This is a genomic window from Streptomyces sp. NBC_00029 (assembly GCF_045160505.1).
Classification (GTDB): domain Bacteria; phylum Actinomycetota; class Actinomycetes; order Streptomycetales; family Streptomycetaceae; genus Streptomyces.
In genome coordinates, this window is the sequence record NZ_CP108292.1 from 7,508,558 (window position 1) to 7,531,355 (window position 22,798).

16 protein-coding genes are annotated in these 22,798 nt (G+C 70.2%); 10 read left to right on the forward strand and 6 right to left on the reverse strand.

What is annotated here, in order from left to right:
• Window positions 1-110 precede the first annotated feature (110 nt).
• A complete protein-coding gene (locus OG753_RS34630; RefSeq protein ID WP_405791347.1) occupies window positions 111-2,972 on the reverse strand; it encodes a peroxidase family protein in 2,862 nt (953 codons plus the stop codon).
• Between the two features lie 521 nt (window positions 2,973-3,493).
• On the opposite strand from OG753_RS34630, the gene OG753_RS34635 reads away from it, so the two are divergent.
• Together OG753_RS34635 and OG753_RS34640 are read left to right on the forward strand one after the other, a co-directional pair.
• Entirely contained in the window at window positions 3,494-5,200 is a 1,707-nt protein-coding gene (locus tag OG753_RS34635; protein WP_405791348.1) for a thiamine pyrophosphate-binding protein, read from the forward strand.
• Between the two features lie 136 nt (window positions 5,201-5,336).
• Window positions 5,337-6,725: a hypothetical protein gene (locus tag OG753_RS34640; RefSeq protein ID WP_405791349.1), complete on the forward strand. Its 1,389-nt coding sequence runs from the start codon at window positions 5,337-5,339 to the stop codon at window positions 6,723-6,725.
• 132 nt (window positions 6,726-6,857) lie between these two features.
• Here OG753_RS34640 and OG753_RS34645 read toward each other — a convergent pair whose 3' ends face one another.
• From OG753_RS34645 to OG753_RS34665, 5 genes are all read right to left on the reverse strand, one after another.
• Entirely contained in the window at window positions 6,858-7,334 is a 477-nt protein-coding gene (locus OG753_RS34645; RefSeq protein ID WP_405791350.1) for a hypothetical protein, read from the reverse strand.
• Window positions 7,335-7,725: 391 nt separating this feature from the next.
• Complete coding sequence (locus tag OG753_RS34650; RefSeq protein WP_405791351.1) at window positions 7,726-8,607, reverse strand: DUF5995 family protein; 882 nt, start codon at window positions 8,605-8,607, stop codon at window positions 7,726-7,728.
• Window positions 8,604-9,170 (reverse strand): hypothetical protein, encoded by a 567-nt coding sequence (locus tag OG753_RS34655; RefSeq protein WP_327265605.1) that lies wholly within the window; start codon window positions 9,168-9,170, stop codon window positions 8,604-8,606. Before OG753_RS34655 ends, OG753_RS34650 begins: the two co-directional genes overlap by 4 nt.
• Before the next feature lie 143 nt (window positions 9,171-9,313).
• Window positions 9,314-12,355, reverse strand: a complete 3,042-nt coding sequence (locus OG753_RS34660; protein ID WP_405791352.1) for a hypothetical protein — start codon at window positions 12,353-12,355, stop codon at window positions 9,314-9,316.
• Between the two features lie 105 nt (window positions 12,356-12,460).
• Window positions 12,461-12,811, reverse strand: a complete 351-nt coding sequence (locus OG753_RS34665; RefSeq protein WP_405791353.1) for a CU044_2847 family protein — start codon at window positions 12,809-12,811, stop codon at window positions 12,461-12,463.
• Between the two features lie 561 nt (window positions 12,812-13,372).
• Here OG753_RS34665 and OG753_RS34670 point away from each other — a divergent pair.
• The 8 genes from OG753_RS34670 (at window position 13,373) to OG753_RS34705 (ending at window position 22,609) form a co-directional block, all read left to right on the forward strand.
• Window positions 13,373-14,944 (forward strand): alpha/beta fold hydrolase, encoded by a 1,572-nt coding sequence (locus OG753_RS34670; protein ID WP_405791354.1) that lies wholly within the window; start codon window positions 13,373-13,375, stop codon window positions 14,942-14,944.
• A gap of 12 nt (window positions 14,945-14,956) precedes the next feature.
• Entirely contained in the window at window positions 14,957-16,534 is a 1,578-nt protein-coding gene (locus tag OG753_RS34675; protein WP_405791355.1) for an alpha/beta hydrolase, read from the forward strand.
• A gap of 111 nt (window positions 16,535-16,645) precedes the next feature.
• Window positions 16,646-17,734 (forward strand): serine hydrolase domain-containing protein, encoded by a 1,089-nt coding sequence (locus OG753_RS34680; protein WP_405792913.1) that lies wholly within the window; start codon window positions 16,646-16,648, stop codon window positions 17,732-17,734.
• A gap of 175 nt (window positions 17,735-17,909) precedes the next feature.
• Window positions 17,910-19,457: an alpha/beta fold hydrolase gene (locus tag OG753_RS34685; protein ID WP_405791356.1), complete on the forward strand. Its 1,548-nt coding sequence runs from the start codon at window positions 17,910-17,912 to the stop codon at window positions 19,455-19,457.
• A gap of 12 nt (window positions 19,458-19,469) precedes the next feature.
• The gene (locus OG753_RS34690; protein ID WP_405791357.1) at window positions 19,470-21,074 is read left to right on the forward strand and encodes an alpha/beta fold hydrolase; all 1,605 of its coding nucleotides are present in this window, start codon (window positions 19,470-19,472) and stop codon (window positions 21,072-21,074) included.
• 126 nt (window positions 21,075-21,200) lie between these two features.
• Complete coding sequence (panD, locus tag OG753_RS34695) at window positions 21,201-21,620, forward strand: aspartate 1-decarboxylase (RefSeq protein WP_327265611.1); 420 nt, start codon at window positions 21,201-21,203, stop codon at window positions 21,618-21,620.
• 15 nt (window positions 21,621-21,635) lie between these two features.
• A complete protein-coding gene (locus tag OG753_RS34700; RefSeq protein WP_405791358.1) occupies window positions 21,636-21,977 on the forward strand; it encodes a GNAT family N-acetyltransferase in 342 nt (113 codons plus the stop codon).
• Window positions 21,971-22,609: an aspartate/glutamate racemase family protein gene (locus OG753_RS34705; RefSeq protein WP_327267005.1), complete on the forward strand. Its 639-nt coding sequence runs from the start codon at window positions 21,971-21,973 to the stop codon at window positions 22,607-22,609. The genes OG753_RS34700 and OG753_RS34705 overlap by 7 nt, the downstream gene beginning before the upstream one ends.
• Window positions 22,610-22,798: the final 189 nt, after the last annotated feature.

Consider the following 22,798-nt stretch of genomic DNA (forward strand, 5'->3'; position numbering starts at 1 on the left):
GCGGCACGGCCGCCCGGGAGCCGACGGACCCGCCGGTGGAAGCCGGCGGGTCCGTCGGTGTGCTCGGCGAGCCACTGCCGATGGCTCTGCGGCGGGAGGACGAGCAGTCCTCAACCGCGACCGCCCTCACCCTTCTTCGCCGTAGCCGGGCGCCAGGGCGCGAACGGGGTGGCCGTGCGCGGCAGGAGGGCCGCCAGTTCGGGGCAGTGCCGCACCACCACGCCGGCCATGCCGTTGCGCTCGATCCAGTCGATGCCCAAGGGGGTGTACACCTCGGGCCTGAAGTCGATCGTGAGGAAGCGGTCGCTCTGCAAACGGCGGGTCGCCATCAGGATGAAGATGCGGAAGGCGGTGTCGCTGAAGCCGAAGCCCTGCGGCGGGTTCTCGGCGAAAAGGCCCACCATGGTGTCGATCCGATCGACATCGCGGTAGACCTCCTTCAGGCGTGCGACCGTCTCCGCGTCGCTGGACACGTCCTCGAACCGCCGCACGCGCGGCTTGTGCAGACCGGCCCGGAAGTCGTTGTAGCGCGGCACACCGCGGCGCCGGGTGCGTGCCAGGTCGACCACGGACAGATCGATGATCTCCCCGTCCCGCTCGAACGCCCGCAGGGCGTGGGGATAGTTGTGCAGGGTGATCGCGCCGGGATGAGCGATGCCGAGTGAGTACAGGGAATTGGCCAGCCCGGTGGAGCGGATGAGCGCCTCCGCGGCCGGGCCCTGCACGTCGTTGAAGCCGAGGGTGTCCAGCCTCCCGCCGAGCCGGTGGTCCATGATCTCGAAGTCGTCGGGGAGCAGCGGGTGCATGCGGTAGACGGTGACGAAGTCCTCGGTGAGCGAGTACGGAGCGGCATGGTGGTCCGGCAGGGTCTCGGGGATGCCGGTCAGTGAATGCGCCTCGAAGAGCCACAGTCCCAGCTGCTCGAGCCACTTGTTCGGCGGACCCTGCCAGTTGGTCTTCAGACCGACGTCGATCACTTCGGTGGCGAGGATCGCGGGGGTCCACTCCACGGTGTGGATCTTCGCGATGAGAGCCGAGACGATCAGTCGCGCCGTGTGGTAGACGCGGTCCTCGGTCAGCTTCGGGTACTCCTGCCGCAGCGCCTCGCACACGGCGTTGTGCTCGCGGGCGAAGAGGGTCTGCAAGGCGCTGAGGCCGTACCACCAGCTCTCCGCGAACCCGGTGAGCGGGAGGCCGCCCGGCCCGGCCGGCAGGTGGCCGTCCTCCAGACGCAGCGCCGCACCGCCGCCCGGCTCGCGCAGCGACCTTCCGGTGTCCTCGTCGCCACCGTAGATTTCGGAGCCGTCCCACCAGTGGGACGCCGCGTTGGCGAACAGCGTCGGCGGCCCGTTGCCGTCGGCCGGGTGCAGCCCCTCGTTCTCGGCGAAGCGCATGACGCCCTCGGGACGTCCGCCCGGCGTGTTCTTCCACGTGACACCGGGAGGGAGCGGCACCTCGACGCTCTTCGTGCCGGTGGGGTAGCGCTTGTGGTTGACCCAGTCGTGCACCTGGAACTGGATCCAGGCGGCGGCCAGGACGTTGAGGGAGCGTGCGGGGATGAAGACGTCGCGGTGCAGCAGCTCCCGGCTGACGGTGACCGGGTTCGGTACGTCGAACAGCTCCGGCTGGTAGACCGGCGCGAGGTTGCGGCCGAAGGCGGACCCGACAGCGCCCATCCTCGGTGCGGACAGGTCGTTGTAGGTGCCGTCGTAGCTCCGCGCGAGCCGCATGTCTTCGTCGATGGGATCGGGTACGGGCTGGGTCCGGGGCGGAGCCTCGCGGATCTCGGTGTCGACCAGGTTGTCCTGGCGCAGCTTCTGCCGAAAGGCCAGGAGGTTCAGCAGACCGAGGCTCGTGGGCAGCCGGTGCCAGGGGACGAACCGGTTGAGGCCGCGGAAGGCGGCGCGCAACGGCACGCCCAGTACGGTGTTGCGCCGGGGCTCGACGGCGGCGAACCGGAGGCCCAGGCGGTGGGCGCTGCTCGCTTCGTAGGCGACCTTGCGCGCACGGTTGAGGTTTCCGAGGGGCCGGAACTCCTCCGTCGTGTTCCACGGGTTGAAGGCGAGCTCGTCAACCCGTGCAGCTGCGGCGCGAGCCTCGGCGGAGCCGATGTCATGGCGCGGGACGGTCAGCGTTGCCACCCGCACCAGAGGCGTGTCCTCCACCTTCCACTCGGCCGCGCCGTCTTCGACGGGCGTCCGGCGGGCATCCACGTAGCGCTGCACGTACAGCTCGAAGACGACGTCCGCCTCCTTCAGCCGACGAGCGAGTTCGTGCTGCAGGAAATCGGGGTCGGTGCCGGAGGGGGCGGGGGCCGGCGGAGCGCCGTCCGCGGGGCCCAGCTGATAGCGCACCGGACCGGCGTCACCCCACAGGATGGCGCCGCGGCTCCAGTACGTCTCCAGCGCCAGGCTGCGCACCGTACGGCTCGTACCCGCACGCACGTTGCGCCGCATGCGCGCGGCCGTGGACCATCCCACCGCGAGCGGCAGGGTGACGAACAGCGCGAGGGCCTTGCGCGGTGTCGAGTCGGCGCCCGCCATGGCTTTCGCGAATTCGACGAACTCGCGTGCGTTGCGCGCGTGCGAGACCGGATGGCTCGTCATCAGCAGGTCGTGTGCCTCGTCGGCTCCTGCCGCGATGCGCAGGGCGGCTCCCCGCAGATCGGGGGCGTGGTCGGGCTGGCGGGCGCCGTTCGCATTGGAGAGCCGCACGGTGACGGGGTACCGGGCACCGGGTTGGGCGAAGCCGGTCCGCAGGTCGGGGGGCAGGTCGCGGGCGAAGGTCAGACGGGCGTTCTCGACGCCCAGAACGGCCTTGGCGTGGAACGTACGCGCGAGGTCGGCGGCGCCACTGCGCTTCCTGGACTTGAGCTGGACCCGCATGAGCTCACGGGCGAGCCGCTCGAAGACGAGTCGTTCCGCCTCCGGGTTGCCGCCCACGTAGTGCTCGTACTGCCTGATCTCGGCCATGTGTGCCTCTTCGCCTGGGCGCGCCCCGCTGTCCGGATGCGTTGCCGGCGGACGACGCGGTGACGCTGCACGGCTGCCCGGGACCGGGTCCGCGGGCACCTGGGTTACACACGGCAACCCTGACCCACAGGCGTGGCCTCGGCACGCGGAACAACGCAGACGGGTGGCGTCCGCTTCGAGCCCGGGCAGGGAACAGCCGCACCGGTCCTGCGGGCGCCGTGAGCGGTGACGCCCGCCCCGCCACTCCTACGGCCCACCGCACGTGCGGGAGCGCGATGTGTCGAGTACTGGCAAACTGGTTCCGGAAGCCCGCACGGCAGAGTTGTCCGGCGCGTGCGAAGGCTTCTTCCCGCCACAGTGGGCCACACCGACCACAGCTCCTCGCCCGAGGCGTCATTCCCGGCATCCGGGGACGCTCGAGGCGCTCCGTCATGGGTGACTGCGCCGACACGGCCGCACCACGTGCCGCGTCGATACCGCAGTCCGACAACAAATGCGGGGGAGCGGACGAGGGAACGGCGATGAGGGTTTACGAGGCCATGGTCAAGGGCCTGGAAGACATCGGAGTACGGGCCGCTTTCGGCGGTGCCGGAGAGAACGCCGCCGGCCTGATGCTCGCGCTCAAGCACTCTCAGCAGATCAGGCCGGTCATCACACGGCATGAACAGGCCGCGTCCTTCATGGCGTGCGGCCACGCGATGTACACGAACGAACTGGGATTCTGCTTCGCGACGGCCGGGCCGGGCGCGTTCAACCTGTTCTCCGGTCTGGCCGTGGCGATGTCCGACTCCTACCCCGTCCTCGCGGTCTCGGGATACGCCTCCAGGGCATGGCAGGGCTGGGGCTCCCTCAACGAGACCTCGGGCCTGAACGGGACGCCCGACTCCCGGGCCATGTTCGCCGCCACGACGAAGAAGTCCTTCTTGCTCACCGATGCCGCCGACACGTGTGACGTGCTCGAGGAAGCCGTCAACATCGCCTTCGAGGGAAGGCCCGGGCCGGTGCACATCCACGTGCCCGAGGACCTCACCCACCGCGGTGTCGAGGTGACGGACTTCCGGCACATCCGGCTCCAAGTGGCCCCGGTCGTCCCGGATCCGGCCCGTGTGGAGGAGATCGCCTCGATGCTGGCCGACGCCCTCGCACGGCGCAAGCGCATCGTGGCGCTCGTCGGGTTCGGCGCGATCCGCAGCGGAGCGGGAGCGGAGGTCCGCCGCTTCATCGAACGGTTCCAGATCCCCCTGCTCACCACACTGGACGGCAAGGGCATCGTCTCCGAGGGGCACCCGCTCTCGGTGGGCGTCTTCGCGGACAGCGGCCACGCCAGCGCGTGGAAGGCGTTCCGCGAGGCCGACGTCGTGCTGTGCGTCGGCAACTCCCTCAATCAGCACGCCACCTTCAACTACCGCGAAGACCTCTTCGAGAACAAGGTGCTCGTCCATGTGAACATCTCGGAGACCGAGTTCCGCAAGGCCTACCGGCCCGACTACGCGCTGCTCTCCGACGCCCGCCTCGGGGTGGCCGCCCTCCACGAGGCACTCGACGGACGGGTCGGCGACGTCCCGGCGGCCGAGGTCGACGGCCGGGACTACGAAGCCCGTCACATCACGCACCTGACCGGAAAGATCCACCCGGGTGAGCTGGCCCAGACGATCGGCAGGATGCTGCCCCCAGGAGGTGTTCTGCTCGCCGACGCGGGAGCACATCTCGCCTGGCTGAGCTACTACGTCGAGCTGGAGGAGGGGCAGAACTTCCGCAAGGTCGGTTCCTTCGGCCCGATGGCCGGCCATGTCAACGGCGCCATCGGCATGAAGCTCGCACATCCGGAGCGGACCGTCGTCGTCGGGTGCGGTGACGGGTGCTACTCGTTGTCCGGTTTCGAGCTGATGACCGCCGTCGAGAACGACATCCCCGTCATCTGGATCATCTTCGACGACCAGGAATTCAAGCTGATCAAACTGTTCCAGCTCGTCACCTACGGGGAGACGGGGCTCGTCGAGTTCCAGAACCCCGACTTCGCCGCGTACGCGCAGGCATGCGGCGCCGAGGGCCACCGAGTCGAGACGCTGGAGGAGTTCGAGAAGGCGTTCCGTGAAGCGCTCGCCTCCGGCAGGCCCTCCCTCATCGACGCCCGGATCACGCGATGGGCCGTCCCCCATTACAGCCCCTCGCCCGACGGCGTCATCGCCGGCCTCGTCGAGACCATCGAGGCACGCTTGCGCGGCTGACGGTGTCAGCGCTCCTGCTCTCCCCCCGGCGAGGCCCGCGCCCCCGGCGAACGGCACGGTGCGGGTACGGTGCGGTCCGTGGCACCGAGGCCGGGGAGGGCCAGCTCGTCCGGTCGCGCCGTGAAGGGACAGCATGATGAACGACCCGCTGAACACCCACAGCCGTGCCGGGTTCGCGGCCCTGGTCAACCGCCCGCTGCTCACGTCGATCTGGCGTCGCCGCACGCACCGGGTCAGCCGGGGCAGCTCGGTCGAGGCCGGTTCGATGAGCTGGGCCTCCACCGCTCCACGAGCCCCGCTCACCGAGCTCGAAGAGGCCATCCTGATCGCCATCACGGGCTGCTCCGGCCTCACCATGCCGGACCGCCCGTTCGCCGACCCTCGCGACGGCAAGCCCATCATGGCCAAGCCGAACCTCAACATGGCCGGACGTACGGCGGGCAGCCCCGACAACGCGCAGGGCACGCACTTCTTCCTGATCAACGACAGCGGCACCTACTTCCTGCGCAACCTTCCCTCTGCACCCGACGGCGGGGCGGCATTCGACGAAGAGACCCTCTGCTCGCGGGCCGCCGAGGCGAAGGTGCGGCTGCTCGACCACCGCATCGACGTACCGGAAGGGAAGCGGGACTTCCCGGCCTACCTCGACTCGAACCGGTTCCTGTCCAACCTCCCGGGCAGCACCCTCCTCTTCCCCGTGGTGGACCTGTCACGGCAGTACATCAACGGGCTGATGTACCTGCTGACCCAGCCCGAGGGGGCACGGCCGGCGATCGTCGACGACCGGAACCTCTACCGCTCGGCGGGCGTGCGCAAGTGGGTGAAGTCGGGGTTCCTGAACGAGGACATCAAGCTGCCCCTGGGCCTCATCTGGGCCATGAGGACACAGATCGAGGCCGACCTGCTGCTCCAGAACCTCATGCTCACCGCCGACGCCATGGGTCTCGGGGCCTGGATCCACGCCTCGATCGCCCCGTCGATCATGCTGGGCGACCCGAAGTTCCGTGCCGCCTACGGTCCGATGCTCGACTTCGACTGGAGCACCCCGCGGTGGAGACCGGCGGACCTCCTGCGCTGGCAGGTGCCGCTCCCGCGCTACGCAGACCTGAGGGCCACCGCTGTCGGCCTGCGGCACAACGGTGAACACCTCATCAAGGCGATGTGTCCGCCCAACTACGCGACCATGGGCGAGGCGGTCGACGCCGTCGTGGCGGGCAAGTTCGGGCCGAAGGGCATCTACTCCGACGAGGGGCTGTTCGCGCGCATCTACCGGGGGGACTTCGGCAGCCGGTACCTGCACGAGGCCGACAGCTACTCGGCCGACGTCATCGCGTGCACGCGGGACATCTGCACCTATATCCACGAGACCCACGGGCGGTTTCCCGCCCACTGCGACACGATCCACGTACCGGGCGTGTGGCTGCAGGCCCATCACCTCGAGAACGCCTACTACGAGCGGTACTTCCGCGACGGTCTGACCGAAGCCCACCGCACGCACGACGAGTACTGGCACGGGGAAGGGTGACACGGCCCCACGGGGCGAAACGACCCTACGAAACGACCCTACGGAACGGATCCGTCCGGGACGGGGGATCCGTCCCGGACGGATCCGGGGAAGGCCTCGCAGGGGCCCCCTCGCGGTGCGGGGCCGTCCATCTCAGTCGATCCGTACGCAAATGGCCACCGGCAGTTTTGGCGACCAGGTATCGGTGCTGTAGTCGTACGCCTGGGCAAAGCCGTTGTTCCCGGGGGCGCAGGGCGCGGAAATGTTCGTCTCCAGGTAGACGGCCCCGCCGGAGACGCCGGAATTCGTCTTCGCGATCACGTTGCCGCTGTATCTGACCTTGCCCGTGTTGTACTTGACGGCCACATAGACCTTGCCGCCGAGGGTGAAGTTGCCTCCGCCGATCTTGAGATGGCTCCGGTAGGTGTACTGGAACAGGTAGAGGCCTTCAGGCGCCTTGTCCGCAGCGGCCGGCGCCGACCGGAGCTGGGTGGGCAGGCCGGCGGGTGCCGCGTCCGCGGGCGCCGTCGCCGCCGGCGGTGCGACTCCGATGCCGACGACGGCCAGCGCTGTTGCGGTCACTGCGAAGCGGCGCGACCAGCGAGATGCCGAGCGTGGGAACGTGTGCATGACTGCTCCTCAGGGCGGTTCGCGGTGGTTCGGTACCGTCAGTCCTGCGGGCGCACATTCAGTGGACCTGCGGAGATCACCGGGTACGGGAAGAGCCGGTCGACGCGCCGCGGTTGCAGGCCTGAATGACGAAGCCGCAGACGGGACTGGGTGGTGAGGGCCGGGGAAGCATCGACCACATCGCCGCACGAGGCGGCCCGGGGACGCTCGTACGGCATCGTTGCGGAAGGAACTCGACGACCCTTGATGTCGGCGGCGTCCGAGCCCTGTTGGCCGGCGGAACGTCCGCACTCCCCGGGGGACAACGGTTCAAGGATATTCCGTACGGCTGGACTTCGCCCGGTGGAGCTGCGTTCCGGAGCTGAACGACGTCCGGATCAGCGCGTCCGGATCAGTCGGGCAGTCCGCCCCTCTCGATGGGCGTCCCCGGCGGCGGCCACTGCCGACGGGAGGGGATCAGTACCCGCAGGACCTGGAGGGCGCGGCGGCGCCTCCAGTCGTCCGGTGAGCGGAACTCGGAGATGAACGCTGCCGTGGACCTGCTGATGGAGCCCATCGCCTCACCGCTCGCACCCGGATCCAGGAGCCGGTCGCAGTTGAACCAGGCCAGGCCCCGGGCGACCCGGATCCCGTAGTTGGTGAAGAGTTCGTCGTCGCGGACGAACACGCGGTCCAGCGAGCTCAGCCGGCGGCAGTAGCGGGCGGCGATCTCGTCCTGGGCCACGTCGACGGAGGAGGCCAGCAGGTCGTTCATGCGGTGGAAGTCGGCGATGCGGTGGTGGATGTCCCCGCGCGCGGCCAGGCCCCGCAGCGCCAGCGGCAGATCGTAGGACATGTGCGCCATCATCGAGAAGAGCAGCTCCTCCAGGACGTAGGAGTGCCGCACGGTCGAGGCGGCGTAGACGTCCCGCCAGGGTCGAGGCACGGTTTCCGGAAGATCTGCGGAGAGGACTTCCCCGCCGGGCCGGGCACCGGGGACGGGGCCCAGCCAGGTGTCGATGGCGTCCATCGCCGTGAAATATTCCGCAGCGAGGGCGACGGACAGGTCGGCGACCCACTCGGGCGCCCTGAACGACAGACTGTTCGCACGCAGAGCGGCGGCGAGGTCGGAGGTGAGCCGGAAGTAGGTGTAGGCGAACACGGCGCGTGGGTCCCGCAGGGCGTCGTACCGCTCGACGCGGGCGGCGAGCTCTGCGACGACCCCGGCGACCTTGCCGGCGGCAGCGGCAGCCGCAGAGGCAGCGGCGGCAGAGGCCGTCGGGTCCCCGGTCATGAGGCCCTGCGAGCATTCTCCGTCGCCTTCGCCCAGTCACAGACGAGTTCCCCCGCCAGGCTCTGCCGGTCGGTTCCCACCTGGTACGTCGCGGTCCACGGGCTTCCCAGCAGCGGCATGTGGTAGGTGGACCCCATACCGGAGGGCTGGATCTCCGCCGGGTAGGTGAACCTCCGCGTCAGGATGCCCGGCACGGGGCTGAACTGCTCGTTCGCCTCTACGGTGACGCCCCTGCCGTCGGGATCGAGCAGGTAGCGCTCCTTCAACAGGTACAGGGTCACACCGAACTTGGACACCCTGACCACGTTGTCGGCCACGCCGAAGGCGCCCGCGGACGGGCTGGCCACGATCGTCGAATCCAGCCGGGACGCGCCCGTCAGCCGCTGTGTGAGGGCCATCGCGACGACGAGCGCCCGGTTCCGCAGCCCGGTGCGGGCGCTGCGGAAGCGTCGCCACGAGGTGACCCGGAAGGTGAACTCCCCCTGCCAGCTTCCGGCCCCCACGTCGAAGTAGTAGATGTGACTGGGGGCGGCTGAGTGGGACGGCGCACTGTTGTTCGTCACTCTGCGTAGGGTAGCGGCGATTGCGCGCACGGAACGTGAGCACCATGCGTGTCTCTCGTCCGGCCGTGGGTCCTGGTCCCTCGGTCGGCCGGCCGGCCGGCCGGACGCAGAAGCCCGGCCGGGGCCGACCGAGGAGATCCCCGCTACCGCTGGGACGGGCGCCCGGACCCGCGGCGCCTGACACCGCACCGCCCCGGGTGAGCCAGAGGTACCTCTGCGGCCTTCGTGCCCAGGTGGTGTCCGAGCGCCCGGTAGGCGTCGAACTGTGCGTGGTCGAACCACTGGTCGAAGGTGGCCTGGCGGGGGAAGGCCTTCTCCCGGAGGGCGTAACTGAGCAGCTCGTACGGCATGTCAGGGGTCAGACCGGCCTTCACGTAGATGATCGTCCCCTTTGTGCCGGCCGGTGCGTCGGGCGAGAACTGGACCGGTTCCGGGTACTCGATCGTGCCGCGCACCACGCAGTTGGCGGAGAACCGCGCGTTCAGAGCGGCCATCGGCGCCTCGGGCGCGAGCGGTTTCGCGCTGCCGGGTACCAGGTCCAGCAGATTCTGCCCCTCTTCGTCGAAGGTGATGGTCACTCCGAGGTCCTCGTAGGCGAGCGTGATCGCCTGCGCGAGGGTGGTCGCCAGCGGAGGTGAGTCCCCCGAAGCGTCGATGACGTAGACGGTCCGGCAGCGGAGCCGGAGCATCTCGACCAGGCCGAGATTGTCGAAGTGCCCGCCGTCGGTGCACAGCAGTAGGGGAGTGGTGTCCGAGTACCGGCCCACCAGCTCCTGAAGCTGGTACCGCAGCCGCCGTACCCGCGGCAGGCGCGGCATCATCCGGTCGGGCCCGTACTTCGCCAGTTCCGCGAGGTACAGGGGGTTGGGCACCCAGGTGCCGAGCCGCACGTTGGACAGCGCGAGCAGCCGCTCCATGAACATCGTCTGTGACCCCATCGCGGAGGCGAAGGCCGCTCCCGACACGGCGACGGCGGACTGCACGGTCAGATCGCGCCCGATCAGCGCAGGGGCCGTCTTCTGCAGCGTGCCGGTGCGGACCCATCCCGTGTCGGGTCCGCCGCAGTAGTCGGAGGCGAAGGTGAAGGGCACGGCGGGCCGGCCGGGCGCGGTGCGGTTGCGCAGCGAGACGGCCGCGGAGGCGGCGAAGATGACCTGAGGAAAGCCCTCCACCCGCTGTGCGTAGGGGTTGAGCGGGGTCGGCTCGTTGTTGTAGTCGTACGGCAGGGCGCCGACCGAGCCGTCCTTCAGCACCGCGCGGCGCACGGCGAAGGCACCCGCCAGCCGCTGTCGGTAGAAGGGGTGCAGGCTGAAGGTGGTCTGGTCGATGACGAGGGTCAGCACGATCAGGGCGATCGGCACCCCCCACTTCCACCCCGCGTGCCAGCTGCCCGCGTAGACGGCCGCCCAGGACATGAGGGCGAGGCCGAAGAACGCGACCAGGAGCAGCACCAGCCAGCACACCACGGCTTTCACCCAGCTGGTGCCGACCTGTGTGACGAGGGATGTGCCGCCCCTGGCGAACGGAGACGCCTGCTCACCGTCGGGCTTCAGCCTCTTCACCGTCCGGTGGACCGCGGTGAACCACGTACCCGCAGCGGTCGCCGCCGCCGTGATCGCGCCGAGCAGGGCGACTCCCGCCCCGCTGTCGTCCCAATATCCCCCCTTGCCGGCTTTGTGGGCCAGAGAGGCGAAGAACCAGATCACCGAAGGGAGGACGACGGAATACAGGGCCACCGCCAGTGCGAGGCCGGTGAGCGTGTTCACCGTGCTGCGCAGCCATGCGGGGCGGGACTTGCCGCTGCCGGCCCGCGTGAAGGCGTACCCGACGGACACCAGGCCGGCCAGGCCGAGCAGGGCGAGCACGGGGTACCAGACGTTCGGGTACAGATCGAGGGACGAGTCGAAGCGCTCCCCCTCCGCTGTGAGGGGGCGGAGCTCGGTCAGCGGAACGTACGCATAGAACAGGTGCAGGAACTGACCCGCCACGGTGAAGACCAGCGCCAGCATGCCGAAGGAGACGGCCATCCCCCGGAGCACCGCCCCCGCGGCGTTCACCTTCTCCTTGGGCGCGTCCGCCAGGTACTTCGCGTGCCGGCGGATGTGGTCCTCCTCCGGGCTGCCCGGCGCGAACACATCCGCGGGCTTCGAGAGACCGGGCCGAGCCGAAGGGCTCCCGCCCGGGGCCCGGAGCCCGGCATCGGTCAGAGCCAGTTGGAAGGCCCCGGCGGTGTACCCGCCGCCGGACACCGACACCAGATACGCCGCCTTGAGCAGTTGCCCCCGCAGTGCCTGCAGCGCGCCGAGGGCGACCGATGCCGACCGGATGCCGCCGCCGGAGACACAGAAGCCGAGCTCTGCGGGCTGCCGGCCGGGCGGCTGGTACGCGCGGGTGCGCCAGCGGGCCACCGCGCTGTCCTTCGGGTCCCGGGCCGCGGGCCGGCCCGGTTGCGCAGGGCCCGGGGCGGTCCATTCGGCCCGCGGCTCCCAGTCGTGGGGCGCGGCAGGCGGGAGGATCACGTCCGGATCGCTCCACCGGCTCTCCGTGCCGTCCACGAGCCTGTGTGCGTGGGCCACGACCGGACGGGGACGGTCCTCCCGCGCACTGTGCACGAAGGAGGGGTCCAGCACCCGGCGGCAGCAGAGGGTGACGACGATCAGGACGGCCGCTGCCACCAGCGGGACGACGAGCGCCCATTTCATCTGGGCGAAATGGGCCGCCCGCGTCAGGTCCGGTACCGGGTCGGCGGCCAGCCGGTTCAGAGCTCTCCAGAGGAAGACGTTCTCGACGCAGTCCGCTGCCACCGGCACGGAGGTGAGGACGAGGGCGCGCCGGGCCCACAGCCGCGTGGACTCCCGGTAGAGGAAGAGGTGCCCGAGTCCGAAGGACCCGGCCAGGGCCACCGCGTACCCGGGGATGAGCATGCGCCAGTCGAGCACGAGGCCGTTCCGGAACAGCTCGTCCCCGTTCCCGTCCGCGCCGCCGTCCACCACGGCGCGGGCCTCTTCGGCCGTCGTCGCGAACTGCAGGAGCAGTTCTCTGTTGCCCGAGGGCTTGTCCAGGAACGGCGGATTCACCGCGTACCAGACGATCACGCAGAGACCGGCTGCGAGCCCGAACAGACACAGCCCCACCGCCCAGCCCGGAATCTCTCGCAACCTCGACTGCGCCGGAGCATTCGACATGCACACAGAGTAGTCATGTGATTGCGCATTGTGGTGACACGAGGGGCTGTGGCTGCTGCCATCGGCTTTCGGACCGGGCCGGGGCGTCGAAGCCGTCGAGGGGGGTCACTCCGGTCGTTCGTACGGTGCCCGCAAATGGACGGGATCGCCGCCCCTCCACGCCATGGTCACCGTCAGGTGGCAGCCTGCGCCGGTCTTGGCGATCACGGCCCCGGCGGCGACCGAGAGGTCGATGCCGAACTGGACGGTGATGTCGTCGGGGCGGGCCTTGCGCAGCTGATCGAGGGCCACGCGCGCTGCTTCCGTGACCGGACCGAGCGCCTCCTGCAGCGTTTCCGGGAGGTCGTGGATGGCGTCGCTGATGCGGCCGGCCTTCACGGGCCCCTCGGCCGTGTCCGGAGCCTCGACCAGGACGTAGCCCCCGCCCTCCAGCGGGATCCGAGCGAGAGGTGCCACGACTCCTCCTCCGTCCGTCCTGCACGGCGACGACCCGTCCGGGCCTGCCGGCCCGGATCCCGGCCAGCGTTGCAGGGGCGGGGGCCTGTCGCATGGCACGGAGGGCCGTTCGCGTGAGGACCGGTCCCCACCCGACAGCCGTCGCACCGGGCGCGGCGGCCCGACAGCCTGATACCAGGGCGGCCCGGTCCGCCTCCTGGCCGGACCTGGAGGATCCTTCAGCGTCGGTGGCAGCAGGCAGTGGTGAGGCCCTTTCAGCAGATGCGCACGCACGTCGAGCCGGGGGCGGCCGGGGGGCGGCCGGCAACACGCGCCGAGTCCACGGCCGTTTCCGGCGAAGGCCGGCCGACGGTCCATACCCCGGCGCGGTGCTCGCTCCCGTCCCGGCCGGAGGAGTTCCAGGCCGCCGAGAGGGAGGGCAGTATCCGTGGCCGCCCGCGGCCGCCCGGGGCGTGTGCGGGTCGCCGGACCGCCTGGTAGCGTCGATTACGTGCGTTCCGTCCATATCGCCGCGGCGTCGCCCGGCGGGGCAGCCGTTGACCGGCAGAGGAACGGGATCATATGGCAGAGCACCGTTTCCGCATCGGGGCAGCAGCTGCCGCGACCGCTCTGGGATTCCTGACAGCACTGGCCCCGAGTCCGGTGGGCGCCGCACCGCCCCGCACCGGTGCCACCGGTGTCGATATCACCGGGCCCGGCAAGGCCCCCGCGTCACGCTTCGTACCGGGTCCCTGCCCCAGGACGCCTGAGCCGATCGAAGCGCTGGCCACCGCCCGGTGCGGATTCCTGGAGGTCCCGGAGAACCGCACCGGCCCCGGCGGCCGGACCATCCGGCTGGCCGTGGCGGTCATCCCGGCCACCTCCGCGAACCCGGCCCGGGATCCCGTGGTGTTCATGTCGGGCGGCCCCGGTGGTGAGACCTTCGACGACATCCCGTTCCTGGTCTCCTCCGGCCTGAACCGGGATCGCGACCTGATCATCATGGCCCAGCGCGGCAATCTCTACGACAAGCCCGACCTCGCCTGCCCGGAGCTGGACCGCTTCTACGCCACGTCCGTGGGGCTCCCCTCCTACGCGCCGCAGACGGAACGGCTCCTGCTCGACGCGGTGAAGCAGTGCCGGGACCGTCTGACCGCCGACGGGACCGACCTGAGTGCCTACAACAGCACCGAGAACGCCGCCGACTTCGCCGACCTGCGCACGGCGCTCGGCATCGAGCAGTGGAACGTCTACGGCCACTCCTACGGCAGCAACCTGGCCATGACCTACCTGCGCCTGCACCCCCAGGGGATCCGCGCGGTCGCGCTCGATTCCATCGCCCCTCCCCAGTCCGTCTCCCTGCCCTTCGCCTGGACCGGCGCCCGGGAGGGCCTCGACCACCTCTACAAGGCATGCGCTGCGGAGCCCCGTTGCAAGAGCCGCTATCCGGACCTCGAGCGCACCCTGAACGAGCAGGTGCGCAAGCTGGAAGCCCGGCCGCTGACGCTGAACGTCCGGCCGCCGCAGGGCGGAGACCCGGTGAAGGTCGTCCTCGACGGCGGCGCGCTGGTGAACCTGCTGGTCGCCAAGGCGATTCCGTTCGCCGACGTCCCGGCGGCGATCGACGAACTCCGCAGCGGACGTCCGGAGCGCTTCGCCCGGGCCCGCGCCGCCGGTTCGCTCCAGGTCGTCGGCCAGACCGCCCACGGTCTGACGAATTCGGTGGTGTGCAGCGAGTGGGTGCCGGATCACTCGGCGTCCGACGTGCTGAAGGCGGGCCGCGAGGCGTTCCCCGACTGGCCGGAGCCGGTCCTGGCCCAGGCGCCTCAACTGGCCTTCCAGGAACAGGCGTGCCGGGTCTGGAACGTCCCGGACCGCACTGCCACGCAGCGGGTGGCCCCCGTGAGCTCGGTGCCGACGCTCTTCCTCAACGGGACGTTCGACATGAAGACCGGGGCGAGCTGGGCGCAGAGGACGGCCCGTACGCTGCCCCGATCGGCCACCGTGCAGATCCCCGGCATCGGGCACTGGGTGGTCCCGCAGTCGCCCTGCGCCCAGAAGGTGCTGGCGTCCTTCCTCACCCGTCCGACCGCGCCCGACACCGGCTGCGTGGCGAGCCTCAGGTGGGAACCGTTCACGATCATCCCGAAGTGACCGGGAGGGCAGATGGCACGCCCGCACGTACGACGGTTGCGCACCGGGTCGGCCGCAGTGGCGACCGGAATCCTCGTGACCGGCTTGCTCTGCGCGCCCGCGAGCGCGCAGGAGGAGACGCCCGGAGGAGCGAGCGGCACGGTCGCCCGGACCGTGGGCGACGCCCGCTACGAGCCGGGGGCCTGCCCGAATACGCCGGAGCCGATTCCCGAACTCGAGGGGGCCCGCTGCGGAACGCTCACCGTGCCCGAGAACCGCACCGAGCCGGGCGGCAGAACGATCAAGCTCGGCGTCGCGATCGTCCCGGCGGCTGCCGCCGACCCGAAGCCAGACCCGATCGTGTGGCTGGCCGGCGGACCCGGCGACAACGCCGTCTGGGCGGCGAAGAGGGCGGTCGACGGCGGCCTGAACCGCGACCGGGACGTGATCCTCATGTCCCAGCGCGGGACGTACTCGGCCGACCCGGCGCTCACCTGCCGAAACATCGACGAGTTCGACGCACGTGCGGTCGGCCTCGTCTGGGACGCGCCCTCCACCGGGCGCGAGCACGTCGATGCGACGAAGGCCTGCCGGGAGAAGCTGGCGGGCAGCGGGGCCGACCTCACCGCCTACAACGGCATCCAGAGCTCCGCCGACCTCGCGGACCTGCGCACCACGCTCGGCCTCGAGGAGTGGAACGTCTTCGGCCTCTCCTACGGTACCGACCTGGCGCTCACGTACATGCGCCTGCACCCGGAAGGTATCCGGTCGGTCGGCATCGACGGCATCCTGCCACCGTCCAAAGCAGGACCGGCGGCGACGTGGCGCAGCGCCCGGCAGGGTTTCGACGGTGTGTTCAAGGCCTGCGCGGAGCAGCCGGCGTGCAACAAGCGCTACCCGAATCTGTCCGCCACCTTCGACCGCCTGGTCCGCGAACTGGAGGCCGATCCGGTCACCACCACCGTCACGCTCCCCGACAGCCGGACGCCGGTGAAGGTCGTCCTGGACGGCGGAGCGCTGGTGAACTGGATGGCCTCCGCCACCCACGTCGCCCCCGGCATCCCCCGCTCCCTCGACGAGCTGGCCCACGGCAACCCGCAGCGCGTCGCCGAGCACTGGGTGGGCGCCAAGACCGATCCGCACAACTTCGGCCACATCTCCCACGGCCTCGCCTACGGCGTGTTCTGCAGCGAGTGGATGCCGTACGAAACCGACGCCCAGGTCCTGCGGGCCGGCCGGGAAGCGTTCCCGGCCTTCCCCTCCTCGGTCCTGGCCCAGGCGCCGCAGCTTCCCTTCCTGCGCGAGGACTGCGACGAGGCCTGGAACATCCCGGCGGCCCCCCGCTCGGTCCGGGACGTCACGCGCAGCGACATCCCTACCCTCGTTGTCTCAGGCGGCTTCGACGCCCAGACCGGCGCCGACAACGGCCCGTACGTCGCCCGCACCCTGAGCCGCGCCACGGTCGTCACGATCCCCTACGTGCCCCACGGGGCGATCGCCTACTCGAAGTGCGCCCAAGCCATCACCGTCTCCTTCTTCGACACCGCGACCGCCCCGGACACTGCCTGTGTCAAGGACCTCAAGCCCCCGCAGTTCGAGATCGCTCCATGAGACGACCCGGCTCCGGCGTGCCCCCGAGGGACCGGTTGACGGTGGCTTTCCGGGCATCGATCGCGTCGTGGCCGCTGGACTTCAAGAAAGAAGGTGGTGTCCGTGAATCGGATGGTGTCGCTCTGCACCGCCGGGGGCGCCATGGTTGCGGTAGTACTGGCCGGTGTCGCAAACCCGCAGGCACACGCGACCGCTGACGACCGCGAGAAGCGGAGCGCGGAGGTTCTCCACGAGCTGGTGCCTTCTCCTGCCGGTCCGGGCTGCGCGGCAGCTGTCGGCAGGCGGGGAAGCGTTGTCTGGGAGGCGGGGAGAGGGAAGGCCGATCTGACGGCCGGGCGAGCCATCACCTCCAAGACGGTCTTCGACATGGCATCCAACTCCAAGCAATTCACCGCAGAAGCCGTCCTTTTGCTGGCCGGGCGGCACCAACTCGCGTTGAACGATCCCCTGTCCAACTTTCTCGACAACCCGCCCGCCTGGACGCGGGACGTCACGCTGGGTGATCTGATGCGTCATACCAGCGGCATCACCGACTACCAGGATCTGCTGGAGGCCAAAGGCGTCAAGCTGACGGATCCGGCAGGCCAGAAGGAAGCGATCGCAGCCATCCTCGGCTCACGGCCGGAAGATCCGCCAGGTGAGCGCTTCTCCTACTCCAACTCCAACTACGTTCTCCTGGCGCATGTCGTCGAGAGGGTCACCGGCAAGCCGTTCGCGACCTTCCTCCAACAGGAATTCTTCGCCCCGCTGCACCTGCGCATGGCTCTGTCCCCTGCGGTGGACGTTCCCGGCAAGGCGAAGTCGTACGACGAGAAGGACGGCTCCTTCACTCCCGTTTCCTCCCCCTGGAAACAGTACGGAGACGGGTCCGTCCAGACCACTCCTGGGGAATTCGTCCGCTGGGCCGACAATTACCGCACCGGTCGCATCGGTGGAAAGGAATTGCTCACCGGCGTCACCGAGGGAGCGGTGAGTGTGGGTGACGTTCTGCGCCGGCGTGGCATCGAAGAAGGGCGGTACGGGGCCGGCATCCTCCTTCTCCCCGACAAGAGCCTGGTGCACCGCGGCGACTGGGAGGGATTTCACAGCACCTTCATCGTGAGCCCGGACCGCAACACTGCCGTGACCGTCGCGTGCAACGTGGATTCCCCCGACAATTTCCGCGCGGCCAATCAGTTGCTGGACATATGGGCCAAATGATCGATGGGTATCATCCGTCGACCGGTTCGGACAGACCGGGGGGTCACGGATCGTGACCGCTCCGCGTGCACCCGAACGGGTCACCCGGTAGCGTCGAAGATGCGCGTTCCGCCCAAACCGTTGAGGCCCGGTCCGTCAGTGGCCGCCGCCGAAGTCGGCAGAGGAACGAGATCACATGCCAAAGCCCCGCATCCACGCGGTGACCGCTGCGGCTGCTCTGGCCTTCCTGGCAGCATGGGGCCCCACACCGAGCAGCGCCTCATCGACACCTGCCCAGGCCGCCGGGCCCGGCCCGGCAGCCCCCCGGTTCGTGCCGGGCGCCTGCCCGAAGCCGCCCGAGCCCATCGAAGCGCTGAGCGACGCGGAGTGCGGATTCCTGGAGGTCCCCGAGAACCGTTCCCGCCCCGACAGCCGGATCATCGGACTGGCCGTGGCGAGAATTCCGGCCGCGGCGGAGAAGCCGGCCGCCGACCCGGTGGTGTTCATGGCGGGCGGCCCCGGCGCCGACACGTTCGACGACATTCCGTTCCTCATCGACTCCGGTCTGAACAAGGACCGCGAGTTGATCGTCATGGCCCAGCGCGGCAACCTCTACGACCGGCCGAACCTCGCCTGCCCGGAGGTCGACCGGTTCAACGAGCAGGCTGTGGGCCTGGGGTCCGACTCACAGCAGGCGGAACAGATCATGCTGAAGGCGGTGAAGGACTGCCGGGACCGTCTGACGGCCGACGGCGCCGACCTGAGCGCCTACAACAGCACGGAGAACGCGGCGGACTTCGCCGACCTGCGGCGCGCGCTGGACATCCCCCAGTGGAACGTCTACGGCTACTCCTACGGCAGCGATCTGGCCCTCACGTACCTGCGCCTGCACCCCGAGGGAATCCGCGCGGTGGCGATCGACTCGGTCGTACCTCCCCAGACCGTGACCCTGCCGTGGGGATGGAGCAGCGCCGCTGAGGGGATCGACAACATCTTTGCGGCGTGCGCGGCGCAGCCCGCCTGCAAGGACCGGTACCCGGACCTTCCCCGACTCCTGACGGAGCAGGTGCGCAAGCTGGAGGCCAACCCCCTGACGCTGAACGTCACGCCGAAGGGCGGGGACAAGCCGGTCAGGACCGTCCTCGACGGGGGCGCGCTGCTGAACCTGATCGTCGCCTCCAACCCCCGGCCCAAGGACCTGCCGGCTGCGCTCGACGAGCTCAGCCGCGGCAACCCGGAACGCTTCGCACAGGCTCGCGCCGCCGGCTCGGTCCAGAAGACCGGCGAGTTCGCACACGGCCTGACGAACTCGATCGTGTGCAGCGAGTGGGCGCCGGGGTACTCGGAAGCCGACGTGCTGCAGGCGGGGCGCAAGGCCTTCCCCGGGTGGCCGGACACGGTCCTGGCCCAGGTGCCGCAGCTGCCGTTCGAGTATCCGGCGTGCGGGATCTGGAACGTTCCGGACCGCACGGACGTCCAGCGGGTGGCCACGGCCAGCTCGGTGCCGGCACTCGTCGTCTCCGGCACGTTCGACGTGAAGACCGGAGCGAGCTGGGCGAAGGACGCGGCCGGGAACCTGTCCCGCTCGACGGCCGTGGAGGTCCCCGGCATCGGCCACTGGGTGGTAGCGCAGTCGCCGTGCGCGCAACGCGTACTGGCCTCGTTCCTCGCTCGCCCGACCGCGCCCGACACCGGTTGCGTGGACGGTCTCGAACCCGGACCGTTCACGATCATCCCGAAGTGACCGGGAGGACAGATGACTCTCCACCAAGCGCCCCGTCGTCGCCGCACGACAGGTCGACTCCTGGCCACCTCGGCCGGAATGGCGACCGGCCTCCTCGTCACCGGCCTGCTCGCAGCGCCCTCCCAGGCTGAGCCGAGCCCCGACACCACCACCGGAGCGCCGATCGGCACGACCGCCCGGACGGTGGGTGACGCCAGGTACGAACCCGGGCCCTGCCCGAAGACGCCGGAACCGATCGAAGCGCTGGAAGGGGCCCGCTGCGGAACGCTCACCGTGCCCGAGAACCGCGCCGAACCGGGCAGCCGGACGATCGAACTCGGTGTTGCGATCGTGCCCGCCAAGTCCGACCATCCGAAACCCGACCCCATCGTGTGGCTCGCGGGCGGCCCCGGAGACGACGCGGTGGGGGAGGCGAAGCTGGCCATCGACGGCGGCCTGAACCGCGACCGTGACGTGATCTTCATGTCCCAGCGGGGCACGTACTCGGCCGACCCCGATGCCCTGTGCCCCAACATCGACGAGTTCAACGCACGCGTGGTCGGCCTCGTCTACGACGCGCCGTCCACCGAACGCCAGCACGTCGAGGCCACGAAGGCCTGCCGCGACAAGCTGGTGGCCAGCGGCATCGACCTCAGTGCCTACAACGACACCGAGAGCGCCGCCGACTACGACGACCTGCGCAAGGCGCTGGGCATCGGGCAGTGGAACCTGTACGGCATCTCCTACGGCACCAACCTGGCGCTGGCCTACATGCGCCTGCACCCCGACGGGCTCCGCTCAGTGGGCCTCGACGGCATCCTGCCGCCGTCCACCGGCGGCTCGGCCTCGACCTGGAAGAGCTTCCGGCAGGGCACCGACGGCCTGTTCAAGGCCTGCGCGGAGCAGCCGGCGTGCAACAAGCGCTACCCGAACCTGTCGGCCACCTTCGAGAAGCTCGTCAACGACCTCGAGGCCAAGCCGGTCACCACCACTGTCACGCTCCCCGGCAGCGACAAGCCGGTGAAGGTCGTGCTGGACGGCGGAATGCTGGTGAACTGGCTGACCTCCGCCACCCACACGGCCGAGTCCGTGCCCCGGGCCCTCGACGAGCTGGCGAACGGAAACCCGCAGCGGGTCGCGCAGCAGTGGGCGTCCTGGAGGACCAACCCCAAGGGCATCGGAGTGACTTCGCACGGCCTCGTCTACGGCGTCTTCTGCAGCCAGTGGACCCCGTACGAGACCCAGGAACAGGCACTCAAGGCCGGCCAGGAAGCGTTCCCGGGCTTCCCCGCCTCGGTGCAGGCCCAGGCCCCGCTGCTCACCTCCCTCCGTCCGGACTGCGACGTCTGGAACATCCCCCCGGCCGCGCGCTCGATCCGGGACGTCACGAGCGGCGACATCCCCACCCTTGCCCTGTCCGGTGCGTTCGACGCCCAGACCGGCGCGGACAACGGGCCGTACGTCGCCCGCACGCTCAGCAACGCCAAGGTCGTCACGATCCCCTACGAGCCGCACGTGGTGTTCGCCACCTCGAAGTGCGCCCAGGACATCGCCGTCTCCTTCTTCGACACCCCGGCCGCACCGAAGACCGAATGCCTGAACGGCCTCGAACCGCCCGAGTTCGAGATCGGCCCCTGAGCCGGCAGCCGCTCGACGGCGAACAGCCCGGGCCCAGCTGACCGGACACGCGAATCGTTGTAGGCTCCGGGGACCGCCCTTGACCCGCGAGAGCAGGCAGGGAGCAGACACATCGGGAGTATTCGCATGCTTCGTACCATGTTCAAGTCCAAGATCCACCGGGCCACCGTCACCCAGGCTGACCTGCACTACGTCGGCTCCGTGACCGTCGACGCCGACCTGCTGGACGCGGCCGATCTGCTGCCCGGGGAGCTCGTCCACATCGTGGACATCACCAACGGGGCGCGGCTCGAGACCTACGTCATCGAGGGCGAGCGCGGGTCCGGGGTCATCGGCATCAACGGCGCCGCCGCGCATCTGGTGCACCCCGGTGACCTGGTCATCCTCATCAGCTACGCGCAGGTCGAGGATGCCGAGGCCCGGGTGTTCAAGCCCCGCGTCGTGCACGTGGACGCCGACAACCGGATCGTCGAGCTGGGGGCGGACGCCTCCGCTCCGGTGCCGGGTACGGATCAGCGGCGCAGCCCGCACGCCGTGGCTCTCTGAGAGAGGTCCAGGAGCATGCCGATCGAGTTCCGGGACGACCGTGAAGCCGGACGGCTGCTCGCCGTCGAGGACGGGGCGGTCGTCGGCCACATCGCGTACTTCGTGCTCGCCGATGCGCCCCACGCCCTGGTCGCGGTGCACACCATCGTCGACCAGGGCCACGAGGGCCGCGGGATCGCGGGCGGGCTGGTGAAGACCTTCTACCGGATCGCCGCCGCCGAGGGCGTTCCCGTGGTGCCGCTCTGCCCGTACGCGGCGAGCTGGGCCGCGAAACACCCCGACCAGGCGCCCGAGCCGGCCGACGGGGTCGTCCTGGCGGCCAAGGCGCAGCTCGCCTCGGCCTCCGACCTCTGGTGACCGGGCTGCTCCTGCTGCACACCTCGCCCGTGCACGTCCCGGTCTTCGACGCCCTGCGCGACCGCGACCATCCGGGAGCCGTCCTACGGCACCTGGTGGCGCCGGAGCTGTTGGACCGGGCTCGCGCCGAAGGGCCGGAGTCGGTGGCTCCGGCCCTGTTGGGGCTGCTCGCCGGAGCGGGACCCGGGCCCGTGCTGGTCACCTGCTCGACGATCGGGGCGACGGCCGAGTCCCTGGCCCCGGCGCTCGGCGCCCCGGTGCTGCGGGTGGACCGGCCGATGGCCGCCTACGCGGTACGGGCCGGTGCGCGGATCGCCGTACTGGCGGCCCTGGAGTCGACCCTCGCCCCGACCCGGGAGCTGCTGGCCGAGGAGGCCGGTGAGCGGCCCGTGTCGATCGTCACGCACCTGGTCGACGGGGCCTGGGACCGCTTCGAGGCCGGGGACACCGCCGGCTACCTCGCCCGCGTGGCCGAGGCCGCCGAGGAGGCCGCCGTCACCGGCGCCGACGTCATCGTGCTGGCCCAGGCCTCCATGGCGGGGGCCGCGGACCTGGCCACGGGCCGGATCCCCGTACTCTCCAGTCCGGCCCCGGGCCTTGCCGCAGGCCTGGCCATGTGTTCGGCCTGCTAGGGGGGTGTCCTGGGCAGGCATACCTGCCGGATTCGGGGGAAAGTGGCCCGTATGGTGCGAAAGCGAGACGCAGAAGAGACGCAGCCGCCCGTCCCGGGCCCCGACCCGGTACCGGGGCCAGGGCCCGGACCGTTCCCCGACCCCGAGCCCATGCCGCGGCCCGCGCCGCCCGTGCCCGGCCCGGTTCCC